Below are 12,029 nucleotides of genomic sequence, written 5' to 3'. Positions count from 1 at the left end.
GTTAAAAATCAAAAAACATGACTGGAAAGAAAATCAGCCGGGGCGCTGCCGTGGCCCTGTGCCTGCTGGCCGGTTTGCTGGCGCACGGCCAGCAGCCGGTGGCGCCGGCTGCCACTACGGCCGCTCCTTTGCCGGCGGCCGGCCTGGAAACCATGCTGCGCCGCGTGATGCAGGAGCGGCGCATTCCCGGCCTGCAGGTGGCGGTGGTGCAGCACGGCCGCGTGGCGCTGCTGCAATCCTACGGCTGGGCTAATCTGCAGGACTCCATTCCGGTCACCAACCAGAGCATTTTTGCCATCAATTCCTGCACCAAGGCTTTTACCGGCGTTGCCGTGATGCAGCTAGTGGAAGCCGGCAAAGTGGCGTTAACAGCGCCGGTATCCCGCTACCTCGACGGACTGCCGGCGGCCTGGCAGCCCGTCACCATCCGGCAGCTGCTCACGCACGTTTCGGGGCTGCCCGATGTGTTGCGGGTACTGAGCCCGGGCACCGGCGGGCTGGCCGGGCTGGGCAGCGAAGCCGCCGCCTGGGCCAAAGTGCAGGCGCTGCCCATGGATTTTGTGACCGGCGAGCAGTTCAGCTACAACCAAACCAACTACCTGCTGCTGGGCAAAATCATTGATAAGCTCAGCGGCCAGCCGTTTGCCCAGGTGTTCAGCGAGCGGCAATTTCGGGTGGCGGCCATGCCCCGCACCGTGTTTGCGGATTCCCGCGAGGTGATTCCGCACCTGGCCCCGACCTACAAGTACGAAACCAGCCTCGACGGGCAAAAATTCAGCGAAGGCAAGCTGACCAATTCCTACGCCGAATTTCCGCCCTCCCGCCGCACCGCCTCGGGCCTGAACAGCACCGCCGAGGACGTGGCCCACTGGCTCATCGCCTTGCAGCAAGGCCGGCTGCTGAGCACCAAAACGGCCCTGAATACGCTCTGGACGGCCGGCACCTACAACAACGGCACGCCCACGCAATGGGCCCTGGGCTGGGTTGCCAAGCCCAGGGCCCGGCACCGGGCGGTGATTGCCACCGGGGGCGGGCGCTCGGCTTTTTTCGTGTACCCGCAGGATGATTTGGCGGTGGTCGTGCTGACCAATCTGGCCGGGGCTTACCCCGAGGATTTTATCGACGAAGCGGCCGGGTATTTTAACCCCGAAATCCCCGCGTCCGACCCCATTACCGCCCTGCGCATGCAGCTGCAAAAGCGGGGTTTCGACCAGGCCAGTGCCGTGTTTAAGGAGTTGAAAAAGAAGGATAAATCCTTCGCGCCTTCGGAAGTTGACCTCAACGACTGGGCGTACCGGATGATGGCCAACCGGCAGTTGAAGGAGGCGCTGGCCGTGTTCAAACTCACCCTGGAGCTCTACCCGAGAAGCTGGAATGCCTACGACAGCTACGGCGAAGCGCTGGTGAAAAGCGGCCAGCCAGAACAGGCCACTGCCATGTACCAAAAATCGGTGGAACTCAACCCCGACAACCAAAACGGGAAGCGGATTCTGGAGCAGCTGCTGAAATAATTGCCAGGGCGATGCCAGGTGCAACCAATTTACTGCCAGGCCATAGCTATTTATTAATCCGAAAATCTGGCTGGCGCAAGCAACGGTAAGGGCAAGGTCTGCATCTGTTGGCCTACCCAAAAGCAATTCTTTTTTGGGGAGGTATATGCGTATTTATCTGCTGATTTTCTTTTGTTTAGTGGTGCTGGCGGGCGTTGCCCGGGGCCAGACGCCGCCGGCCTCCACCACCCTGGCTGCCACCGATGCCGCCAAGCCCGCACCCAAGCGCCAGCTCCAGGCCACGCGCATCAGCACCCCACCCAAGCTCGACGGCGCGCTCGACGAAGCCGTGTGGCAGACGGCCCCCATCGCTTCCAAATTCTACGAGCTGGAGCCCACGCCGGGCCGCCCCGAAAAGTACCCCACCGAAGTGCGCGTGCTCTACGATGACGCCGCGATTTACGTGGGCGCCATCATGCACGATGTGTCGCAGGACTCCATTCTGCGCGAGCTGAGCGACCGGGACAACATCGGTAATTCGGACTGGTTCGGGGTGTTTTTCGATACCTACAACGACCACCTCAACGGCTACGAATTCATCATCACTTCGGGCGGCGTGCAGGTCGATTTGCGCCAGTCGCCGGCCAACGGCGAGGACGGCAGCTGGAACGCCGTGTGGGAAAGCCGCACCGCCCTGCGCGGCACCGATTGGGTGGCCGAAATGCGCATTCCTTACTCCGCTATCCGCTTCAGCAAGGCCAAGGAGCAGATGTGGGGCCTGAATTTTGGCCGGCAGCGGCGAAGCTCGCGGCAGAAGTTTTTCTGGAACGAGGTGAAGCCCCAGGTTTCCGGCTTCGTGACGCAGTGGGGCCAGCTCACCGGCCTCAAGGATTTGCAGCCGCCGCTGCGCCTCTCGCTCACGCCCTACGTGTCGGCCTACGCCAACCATTACCCCTACCACGAGCAGGGCAAGCAAAACACCACCACCAGCTTCAACGGCGGGGCCGACGTGAAGTGGGGCATCAACGAAAGCTTCACGCTGGATGCCACGCTGGTGCCCGATTTCGGGCAGGTGCAGAGCGACAACCAGGTGCTCAACCTTTCGCCGTTTGAGGTGCAGTACAACGAAAACCGGGGGTTTTTCACCGAAGGCACCGAGCTGTTCAACAAGGGCGGCCTGTTCTATTCGCGCCGCGTGGGGGCCCAGCCGCTGGGCTTCGGCGGCGTGAGCGACCAGCTCCGCACCGCGCACCGCGCCGACGACGGCAGCCTGCACCGCGGCGAATACATCGTGCAGAACCCCGGCGTCACGCGCCTGCTGAACGCCACCAAAGTATCGGGCCGCACCAGCAGCGGCCTGGGCGTGGGCATCTTCAACGCGGTGAGCAACGACGTGTACGCCACCGTGCAGGACAGCACCACCGGCGCCCGCCGCGACGTGCTGACCCAGCCGCTGAGCAACTACAACATCGTGGTGCTCGACCAGAGCCTGAAGAACAATTCCTACGTCAGCCTCATCAATACCAACGTGACGCGCGCCGGCCAGACCTACGACGCCAACGTGACCGGCGGCCTGTTCCGCTTCGCCAACAAGAAGAACTCCTACGCCCTCGACGGCCGCGTGGTGTACTCCAACCGGCGCGGCCGGGCCTTCAACTCGACCGACGAAATCTCGGACCAGGACGGCTACAAGTATTACCTGAATTTCGGCAAAATCTCGGGCAACTTCACCTGGAACGTCGACCACGGCATCGAGTCGCACAGCTACAACCCCAACGATTTGGGCCTGCTCTTCGCCAATAACAACATCTCGCAATCCATCAACGCGAGCTACAACATCTACAAGCCGTTCTGGAAAGTCAACAAGCTCATCACCTACGCCAGCGCGTCGTATTCGCGGCTGGAGCGCCCCGGCCTCTACCAGGACATGGGCCTCTACGCGGGCGGCAACACCACTTTTACCAGGAATTTCCTCACCACCGGCATTAACCTCGACGCCTCTCCGCTCACCCGCGACTACTTCGACCCGCGCCGCGCCCCGCTCGGCAAGTACTTCGTGCGCCGGCCGGCCACCTTCGGCCTGAACGGCTTCGTGTCGTCCGATTACCGCAAGAAATTCGCCTACGACCTCAACTACTCCGGCCGTTTCTTCGCCGACGACGGCGCGCGCCGCAACCGCAACAGCTACTCCCTCACCCTGGGGCCGCGCTACCGGGCCAGCAACCATCTCAGCTTCGTGTATTCCATCGGCTACGCGGTGGCCCTGAACCAGATTGGCTACGCCGGCGGCCTCGACGGTTCCGACTCGACGGATGCGCTGGTGCTGGCCCGCTTCGGCGGCGATACCGGCGACGTGCTCCTGGGCCGCCGCAACGTCACCACCTTCACCAACACCGCCACGGCCACCTACACCTTCACCAACCGCATGTCGTTCAACATCCGGCTGCGGCACTACGTGAGCAACGTGCACTACAAGGACTTTTCCCGCCTGCACCCCGACGGCGTCGAAACCCCCGAGCCCACCTACACCCGCAACCGCGACAACACCTTCAACGCCTTCAACATCGACGCCGTGTACTCCTGGTGGTTCGCGCCCGGCTCGCAGGTCAGCATCGTCTGGAAAAACGCCGGCGCGTCCTTCTTCGAGGCCAACGCCGCCACTCCGCTCTATTTCGAAAACCTGAGCAACACCATCAACACGCCGCACAATAACAACGTGTCGATAAAAGTGCTCTACTACCTCGACTACCTGGCCCTGCGCCCCCGGCGCAGCTAGCCAATTATGCGGCTCAGCTCAGCACTTCGATGAGCAGGCCGCCCGGCTCGCGCCAGTAAAACGTCCAGGAACCGTGGAATTTCCGGGGCGCGTCCACCGCAAATCCGTCATCGCGCAGGCGCTGGTAGATTTCGTTGACCTGCGCTTCGGTTTCTTGCCGGAAGCCGAGGTGGAAGTCTTCGGGGTACGCCACTTCGGTGGCTTTGTTGAAATTGCTGAGCGTGAGCGTCAGGCCGTTTGCATCCTGCAAAATGGCCAGCGCCGGGCTGCCGGGCGCCACGCGTTGGAACCCGAAGTACTTCTCGAACAGCTGCTGGGTTTGCAGCACATCAGCCACGGCAAGGTTCAGGTGGTTCAGCTGCATGGTGGGGTTGAATTGAATGATGAAAATAGCCGGCCGGAACGTGCCCGAAATGGGCCAACGCAGCGCGTAAGCAGCCTTGGCTACTCCAGCACCGTCACCCGCGCCTTGTCGTAGAGCCGCAGCCAGTCGCGCCGCAAAATAGCGTACAGGTACTCGTCCTCAAACTCGCCCTGCTCGTTCCGGCCCGACTCGCGCATGATGCCCTCGAACTGAAAGCCGGCCGTTTTCTCAATCGAGCGCTTCGACGACAGGTTCGACAGCCGGCAGCCCGTGGCCACCCGGTTCAGGCCCAGCAGCTCGAAGGCCAGGTAAAACAGGTGCGGCTTGCTGCGCGGCGTCACGCCCCGGCCGCGCATGTGCCGGAAAATATCGGCCCCCGTGGAAGCGTACCGCTCGTCCCAGCTGTCCACCGTGAGGGCAGTCATGCCGGCCAGCTCGGAGCCCAGTATGGAGTAGAACCCGAAGTTGGTCCGCCGCCCGTTTTCGTACCGGGGCAGGTAATTTCGAAACAGCTCCTCCAGCATTTCCCGCGAGTCGGGGAAGCCCTGAAACAGAGCAAACACCTCCGCCAGGTTGTCCTCGTTGATGAGGTGCAGGGTAATTGAGTCCGAATGCAGGGCCGTGAACATGAAACGGAAGCCGGAAAAGCCAGGCGAACGAAAATACAAAGCCCCTGGCCATCTTCAAAAGAAGCACAAGCGTCCGTTACTGCTCGGGTTTCTGCGGCTGCAACGCTCCGGAAAAGCTTAAAAGGGGGCGGCTTGCTAGTCCTTCACGGTGGCGTAAATGGCAACAGTAGGGCGTTTGCCCAGCACGGGCACGTTACTGCTGAACGTGGGTTTCACCCAGGCGGCCTGGCTGGTGTTCATGATGAGCTACGCCACTGCGCCACTCGGCCACAGCCAGCGCGAGGCCAGCAAAACGGTAATCAGAAATAAACGGTGAGCCATGCTGCGGAAATAGGAGGGGACAAAACGGGAAGTAAGCGGCAAATGGGGCGAAAGGTATGGCGCGTGCCGGAGGCATGGCCGCCACAGTTGCGGACACCTGCCGGTATTGTTCGCTACCGCCACATTGCCGTGCGCGAAATCGTCACCCATCGCGTCGGGCTGGCCTCGTCGGCCCACGCTAGCAGGTGTTCAGAGCCGCAGCAGCTCCCCGGCGGCGGCGAAGGGCGTGAGCCGGCCCGCCGCCACGGCGGCTCGCACGGTGGGCAGCCGCTCACGCACGGCGGCATCGGCGTAAAAGCGGGTTTCCAGGGCCTGGGCAATGCTTTGGTGCAGCCATTGCAGCTGCTGCTCCTGCCGCCGCTGCGCAAAGTAGCCACTCTGCCGGGTGGCGGCGGCGTAGGTCTCGATGACTTCCCACACCTGCGCCAGGCCCGTGCCGTCCACCGCCGAAGTCAGCAGTACCGGCTGCACCTGGCCCGAGGGCGCGGGCGGAAACAGGTGCAGCGCGCTCTGGTAGTCGAGGCGGGCGCGGCGGGCGGCCTGCTCGTTGCCGTGGTCGGCTTTGGTGATGCACAGGGCGTCGGCCATTTCCATGATGCCGCGCTTGAGGCCCTGGAGCTCGTCGCCGGCCCCGGCCAGCAGCAGCAGCAGGAAGAAATCGACCATGCCGTGCACGGTGGTTTCGGACTGCCCGACGCCCACGGTTTCCACAAAAATGACGTCGTGGCCGGCCGCTTCACATAATAATAATGCTTCCCGCGTGGCGCGGGCCACCCCGCCGAGGCTGTTGCCGGCCGGGGAAGGCCGGATGAACGCGGCGGGCTGGGCGGCCAGCCAGGGCATCCGGGTTTTGTCGCCCAGAATGCTGCCGCCGCCGCGCTGGCTGCTGGGGTCCACGGCCAGCACGGCCAGCTTCAGGCCCTTGGTTTCGACCAAAAACCGGCCCAACGCTTCAATAAACGTGCTTTTGCCCACCCCCGGCACGCCCGTGATGCCCACCCGCAGGCTGCGGCCGGTGTGGGGCAGCACCGCCTGCAGCACCGCCTGCGCCAGGGCCTGGTCGGCGGGCAGGGTGCTTTCGACCAGCGTGATGGCGCGGCCCAGCACCGTGCGGGAGCCGGCCAGGATGCCGGTGGCGTATTCGGCGGCGGAAAGGCGTTTGGGAGGCAATAGTTTGGTGGGTAGGCGTTAGCTTGCGGAGGCAAAGAACGGGCGTTTCGGTAATCATTGCCATTGCCGGGCGGTATTGGTCGACGCTACCCGGGCGCTGGGCGACTGCGGCTGGCGCGGCCGGCCGGGCCGGAGTTCTTTGCTTGCCACCCCCGCACCATCCCTCACCCCCTCTCAATTCCTCACCAATTCACCCTTCACCGCGCTCTGCATGAAAGCACCTTATTCTCTTTTACTGGCCGCCGGGCTGGCCCTGCCGGCCACGGCATTTGCCCAAAACGAGCTCAGCAACTTCACCGCCACCGGGCGCGGCGGGGTCATCAACACATTCGCGCAGGACTACCAGGCCATTGGCATCAACCCCGCCAACCTCGGCCGGGTGGGCCAGGCCAAAGTGTCGTTCACGGTGCTGGAAACGGGCGTGGGCGTGGCCTCGCAGTCGCTCAGCAAAACGCTGTTCAAGCACCTGCTTTTTGACACCGACCAGACCATTCCGGCCGCCGAGCGCGCCGACCTGGTGAAATCGCTGACCAGCACCAACACCCTCAACGCCAACGCCGACGTGACCACCTTCGCGCTGGCCGTGTCGCTGCCCAGCGGCTTGGGCAGCCTTGCCGTCAGCAACCGCCACCGCATGGGCGTGCACCTGGGGCTGAACCAGAACGCCGCCGACATCATCGTAAACGGGCAGAACGCGGCCGTCATCCGGCAGTATTACCCGGCCTCCGGCAATCCCGACCCGACCACCATCAACCCCAACGCCCCGTTGCTATCGGCGGCCCTCGACGGCACCAATATCCAGATGGCCTGGACCAGCGAGTACAACATTTCCTACGGTGTGCAAGTGCTGGATATGACCGGTTTCAAGCTGTCGGCCGGGGCGGGCTACCGCTACATTCAGGGACTGGGCATCGCCGACGTACGCATTGAAGGCGGCAGCCTGTACGCCTACAACGCCCTTTCGCCGCTGTTCAAGGTGAACTACGGCACCATTGGCAGCGGGGCGAACTTTAACCTGGAAACCGGCTCCGGCCTGCAGAGTGTGGGCCACGGCAACGGCTTCGACCTGGGCCTGGCCGCCGAAGTGGGCAAATCCGTCCGCCTGGGCGTGTCGGTGGTCGACATGGGCAGCATGACCTGGACCGGCAACGTGCTCACCGCTACCGACCAAAAGCTGAAGTACACCAATGCCACGGGGCTCGACAGCTACAACGTCATCAAGGGCATCATCAACGAGTTCGACACCGACAGCAAGAGCCTGTTCACGTACTCGCCGGCGCAGGAGCGCAGTGCCTCCCTGCCCGCCAAAATGCGCCTGGGCGGCGGCTTCCGGCTCAGCGAATTGTTCGAGGCCGGCCTCGATGTGACCGTGCCCCTCAACAAAGTGGCCGGCAACCTCACCTCCACGTTCGTGGGCGTAGGCGTCGATTACAAGCCCGTGCATTGGCTGCGGCTGAGCAGCGGCGTCACGGGCGGCTCGGGCTACGGCACCAGCCTGCCGCTGGGCGTTACGCTGGTGAGCAAGGTGTGGGAAGCCGGCATCAGCAGCCGCGACGTGACGGGTTATTTCGGCGAAAAATCGCCGTACTACTCGCTGGCACTGGGTTTCCTGCGGTTTAAGATTGGTGGTGAATAGGCAAGAAAGGCACTAAAAGAACGTCATGCTGAGCGGAGCCGAAGCATCTCTACTGCGCAAGTAATTCATTTTACCATTGCGGTAGAGATGCTTCGGCTCCGCTCAGCATGACGTTCTGGTTTGGTCGTTCCTAGCGGCCTTCGTTCGGCACCACCACAAACGCGGGCAGGCCCAGCTTGCTGTGGCGCCCGCCCAGCTTCAGGCCCTCGTCCACGTACTTGCAATCCTTGCCCAGGGCATTCGGCGCCTCAATTACGCCGAGGTTGGGGTTATCCTCACGGGCCACGTAGATGCGGCCGTCGGGCCCGCGCTGGAGGGCCCCGATTTTGCGGTTGGCCGACTTGCCGACCAGGGTTTTGGCCTTGGTTTTGAGGTCGAACTGCCAGATTTCGGTTTGGCCGCCGCCCACGCCGTTGCAGGTGCCGTAGACTTTGGTGCCGTCGGGCGAAAACTCTACGCCGTAGGCCTCGGCGTAGGGCCCGAAACTGCGCGGGTTGCTCACCTTGCCGGTAGTGCGGTCGAAATCATAGATTTCAAACTTGTTGGTTTCGCGCCAGAGAGCGGCGGCGAGGTGCTGGCCATCGGGCGAAAACTTGAGCGCGCCAATGGCGTTGCGGCCGGGGCCGGCGTTCATGCTGCCCACGTTGCTCATCAGCGGCTTGGCCGATACGCCATCGGCCGTGACGAGGTAGCTCACGAAGGCGTTGGAGTTCCAGCGGTGGGCCACCACCCAGGTGTCGCGGCCGTTGGCGTGGCGCACGGCGGCCAGCTTTTCGGCCACCGGTTGAATAAGCAGCAGGTTCACGCGGGGCAGGTCGCCGAAACCGTCGTCGCGGGTCATGTCCACCACCGAGTAGCGCAGGCCGTTGGGCGTGCCCTGCGGGGCCACCGTGAAAATGTAAAAGACATTGCCCGAGCCGGGGTCGGGCACGATGAGGGCCGACTGGGTGCTGCTGCCGCTCCCCATTAGCTTGTGGCCGTTGGGCATGGGCTGGTGCTTGCGGTTCCACACGGTTTCGCCGTTGGTGTAGAACAGCAGCTCGCCCTTGGAAGTGGTAGCCACGGCGCAGCCCTCGTAGGTGCTCATCTTGCCGTCGCTCAGCGGCTTGGGCACGTTGCCGTCGGCAAAAGTCAGGCCCGCCTGCTGGCCGAAATACCAGATGTCGGTGGGGCGCTGGGCGCGGGTCGCTACGCTGAGCAGCAGCGGGAGCAAAGCAAGAAGAAGGCGTTTCATGGGCAATTGAAGCGGTTGGTAATGGCGGCTTAACGAAAAAATGGTGCCGGGTGGTGCCTTTTCAAACGGCGCTATGCCGTTTTTACGTAGTGTTTCGGGGTGTTAAATAACGGCTGATTCCCGCCGCACCGGCCGGGCCAGCAGCAGCAGCAGCACCCCCAGCAGCGAAAGCGGCATCAGGAAATACAGCCCGTGCAGCGCCGCCGGATTGCCCAGCGCCAGCGCGATGCCGTTGAGCGGCAACAGCAGCGGGAGCAGCAGGGCCAGGAGCAGCCATTGCCGCCGCTGCGGCAGCCGCAACCCGTAAATCAGCAGCGGCAACAGCAGCACTGCATCGTAATACAGATGGTAGGTGGTAAGCAGTGTGAGCGTGCCGATAACCAGGAAAACGTACCCGTCGGCCAGCGGCTGGCCTGCCCGACGCAGCCGCAGCAGTCGCCCGCCGGCGGCCAGCCACAGCGCCGCGTGCGAGGGTGCGTGCCAGGCGCTGCTGCCGGGCCGCAGCCACTCCAGCACGTTGCCCAGCTCCAGGCGGAGCGTCATGCCTTGCGTGAGGGGATAATCGGGGTCGGCAGGGTTGAAGGATTGAGTGCGCACCTGCGCCAGCAAGTGCTGGTAAGTGGGCAACAGCTCCTGGGGAAACTCGGCCCAGGCCCACGCCACCGCGCTAAGCAGCGCCACTACGGTGGCGGCCACAGCCAGCGGCAGCCACTGCTTTTTCCAGATAAACCACGCGGCAAAAGGCAGCAGCAGCGTCACTTTGAAAGCGGCCAGCCCCAGCAGCAGGCCGGCCAGCAATTGGCCACCAAGTCTGCCTTCGAAGCGGCGGCTAACTGCCAGTGCCCCCACACCCAGCGCCAGCGCCGCAAACGTAGGCTGGCCCGTGAGCAGGGCCGGCACAGTGCCTTTGAGCGCCAGCGCGGCTACCAAAAACTGCCACCACGGTACACTCAGCGCCTTTTCCTGCGGCAGGACTTTGGTCCAGAGCCAGCCCAATAACCCCAGGCTCAGCAGCGCCAGGCCGTACCACAGCGGCCATGCCAGCGCATACGGCATGCGGCCCACCGTGAGGCCGAACAGCGCCGCCGCCCACGGCGGGTACAGAAACGGCAGGTTGGGCAGGCCCGGCTGGGTGCGGCTGCGGAGGTGTTCGTGCTGAACGATGCGCTGCCAGCCGGTTTTCAGCGTGGCGTCGTCATACGGGTTCTGACCCTGGCGCAGCACGGCCTGGCCCACGTAGCAGGTGCGGAAATCCATGGGCCGGTCCGCATCGGGCCGGGGTTCGCGCAGCACGCGGCTGAGGTTGAACAGGGCCACGAGGGCCAGAAAAAGCAGGAGGAAACGCGGCACGGCGGCAAGTTAGGCCGCCGGCCCGCGAAGCGAAAACCCGTGCGGCTACTTCAGGGCCAGCAAGGCCGCAGCAGCCACCTCGTGGTGCTGCTCGAAGTAGGCGTAGCCCGGCAGCAAGCCCCGCCAAAACGCCACGTGCGGGCTGTTGCGGTGCTTCGCAAATTCAGCCTCCGTCATCGGAAACGGGAAAATATGCACCGGAATGGCCGCCTGCCCGGCCGCCCGCGCCGTCACGGCCAGCAGGTACACTTCCTCAATGCCCGCATCGGTGATGGGCATGCAGCCGACGGTGACTGCGCCGCCGTGGATGAAAATATCGCCGCCGGGGTTGGCCTCGCCCAGGGCGCGGTCGGCGGCGTTGGGGTAGTTGAGACCCAGCGAGAGGTGGAAATTACTGCTGGGGTTGAAGCGGTCGATTTCGTAGAAACCCTCGGGCACCTGGTAGTCGCCGGCCCGGCGCTTGGGCCCCAGGCCACCCGACGTAGCCGCCAGCGGGTAGGCGTGGAGCAACTCGAACGGCCCCGCGCCCCGGTTGCGGGCCCAGACCTCCAATTCCCGGTTGGTCTTAATCATTCGAATGAAAATTTCCAGCCGCTTGGGGTCGAGGTAGTGGGTGCGGAGGCGGCTGGCCACGGCTGGCCCGGTGGCAGCCTGCGCCGCCCGCACCCGCGGAAACCGCAGCTGCTGCTGCCAGAAATCGGCCGGGTTGGCGCCGGCCAGGCTGTCGGCGGGCGTGGTGCAGGACTGGGCCAGCAGCTGAAAAACGGGTAACATCAACAACACGCAGCACGACAAACGACGCAGCATAAACCAGAACCGTAATTGAGGAGGAATGCGCCCACAACGGCATTCAGGTACTTCTATTTTAGGACGTGTAAACAATTAAAGCCACATCAGGATGGCTCCGAGGGTGACCATTGCCAGAAAGGTGCTGGCGTTCTTTTCGTAGCGTGAAGCGAGGCCCCGAAACCGCTTGAGGCGGTTGAAGCAGCGTTCGATTTGGTTACGATTTTTGTAGACTTCTTCGTTGTGCTCAATCACTTGCGTCCGATTTTTTTT

10 protein-coding genes are annotated in these 12,029 nt (G+C 63.5%); 3 read left to right on the top strand and 7 right to left on the bottom strand.

Features of this window, described 5'->3' with window-relative positions; genetic code table 11:
- Positions 1-17 precede the first annotated feature (17 nt).
- Both J4G38_RS19455 and J4G38_RS19450 read left to right on the top strand, forming a co-directional pair.
- The gene (locus J4G38_RS19455) at positions 18-1,511 is read left to right on the top strand and encodes a serine hydrolase (protein ID WP_210520583.1); all 1,494 of its coding nucleotides are present in this window, start codon (positions 18-20) and stop codon (positions 1,509-1,511) included.
- A 145-nt stretch (positions 1,512-1,656) separates the two neighbouring features.
- Positions 1,657-4,266, top strand: coding sequence for a DUF5916 domain-containing protein (locus tag J4G38_RS19450; RefSeq protein WP_210520586.1), 2,610 nt, complete (start codon positions 1,657-1,659; stop codon positions 4,264-4,266).
- Positions 4,267-4,279: 13 nt separating this feature from the next.
- Here the strand turns inward: J4G38_RS19450 and J4G38_RS19445 are convergent, their stop codons facing one another.
- The 3 genes from J4G38_RS19445 to meaB all read right to left on the bottom strand — a co-directional run bounded on the left by J4G38_RS19445 (position 4,280) and on the right by meaB (position 6,750).
- Complete coding sequence (locus J4G38_RS19445) at positions 4,280-4,630, bottom strand: VOC family protein (RefSeq protein ID WP_210520588.1); 351 nt, start codon at positions 4,628-4,630, stop codon at positions 4,280-4,282.
- Positions 4,631-4,710: 80 nt separating this feature from the next.
- Positions 4,711-5,259 carry a GNAT family N-acetyltransferase gene (locus J4G38_RS19440; protein ID WP_210520590.1) on the bottom strand — a complete coding sequence of 183 codons (549 nt, stop codon included), beginning with the start codon at positions 5,257-5,259 and terminating at the stop codon, positions 4,711-4,713.
- Between the two features lie 510 nt (positions 5,260-5,769).
- On the bottom strand, positions 5,770-6,750 hold the full coding sequence (gene meaB / locus J4G38_RS19435) for a methylmalonyl Co-A mutase-associated GTPase MeaB (protein ID WP_210520593.1): 981 nt from the start codon (positions 6,748-6,750) through the stop codon (positions 5,770-5,772).
- A gap of 211 nt (positions 6,751-6,961) precedes the next feature.
- Between meaB and J4G38_RS19430 the strand changes: the two genes are divergently transcribed.
- On the top strand, positions 6,962-8,386 hold the full coding sequence (locus J4G38_RS19430; RefSeq protein ID WP_210520595.1) for a DUF5723 family protein: 1,425 nt from the start codon (positions 6,962-6,964) through the stop codon (positions 8,384-8,386).
- Positions 8,387-8,516: 130 nt separating this feature from the next.
- Here the strand turns inward: J4G38_RS19430 and J4G38_RS19425 are convergent, their stop codons facing one another.
- The 4 genes from J4G38_RS19425 to J4G38_RS29225 form a co-directional block, all read right to left on the bottom strand.
- The gene (locus J4G38_RS19425; protein ID WP_210520596.1) at positions 8,517-9,620 is read right to left on the bottom strand and encodes a hypothetical protein; all 1,104 of its coding nucleotides are present in this window, start codon (positions 9,618-9,620) and stop codon (positions 8,517-8,519) included.
- A 102-nt stretch (positions 9,621-9,722) separates the two neighbouring features.
- Entirely contained in the window at positions 9,723-10,970 is a 1,248-nt protein-coding gene (locus J4G38_RS19420; protein ID WP_210520597.1) for a glycosyltransferase family 87 protein, read from the bottom strand.
- Between the two features lie 45 nt (positions 10,971-11,015).
- Positions 11,016-11,744, bottom strand: a complete 729-nt coding sequence (locus J4G38_RS19415) for a L,D-transpeptidase family protein (protein WP_210520598.1) — start codon at positions 11,742-11,744, stop codon at positions 11,016-11,018.
- Positions 11,745-11,852: 108 nt separating this feature from the next.
- Positions 11,853-12,011 carry a transposase gene (locus J4G38_RS29225; RefSeq protein WP_226163232.1) on the bottom strand — a complete coding sequence of 53 codons (159 nt, stop codon included), beginning with the start codon at positions 12,009-12,011 and terminating at the stop codon, positions 11,853-11,855.
- Between the last annotated feature and the right edge of the window lie 18 nt (positions 12,012-12,029).

The sequence above is a fragment of the Hymenobacter terricola genome (assembly GCF_017921975.2).
Taxonomy (GTDB): Bacteria; Bacteroidota; Bacteroidia; order Cytophagales; family Hymenobacteraceae; genus Hymenobacter; species Hymenobacter terricola.
This window is presented reverse-complemented; position numbering and strand designations above follow the sequence as displayed.

Coding starts and splice junctions, on each gene's coding strand:
- J4G38_RS19455 (WP_210520583.1), top strand. CDS start 18: ATGACTGGAAAGAAAATCAGCCGGGGCGCTGCCGTGGCCCTGTGCCTG.
- J4G38_RS19450 (WP_210520586.1), top strand. CDS start 1,657: ATGCGTATTTATCTGCTGATTTTCTTTTGTTTAGTGGTGCTGGCGGGC.
- J4G38_RS19445 (WP_210520588.1), bottom strand. CDS start 4,630: ATGCAGCTGAACCACCTGAACCTTGCCGTGGCTGATGTGCTGCAAACC.
- J4G38_RS19440 (WP_210520590.1), bottom strand. CDS start 5,259: ATGTTCACGGCCCTGCATTCGGACTCAATTACCCTGCACCTCATCAAC.
- J4G38_RS19430 (WP_210520595.1), top strand. CDS start 6,962: ATGAAAGCACCTTATTCTCTTTTACTGGCCGCCGGGCTGGCCCTGCCG.
- J4G38_RS19425 (WP_210520596.1), bottom strand. CDS start 9,620: ATGAAACGCCTTCTTCTTGCTTTGCTCCCGCTGCTGCTCAGCGTAGCG.
- J4G38_RS19415 (WP_210520598.1), bottom strand. CDS start 11,744: ATGTTACCCGTTTTTCAGCTGCTGGCCCAGTCCTGCACCACGCCCGCC.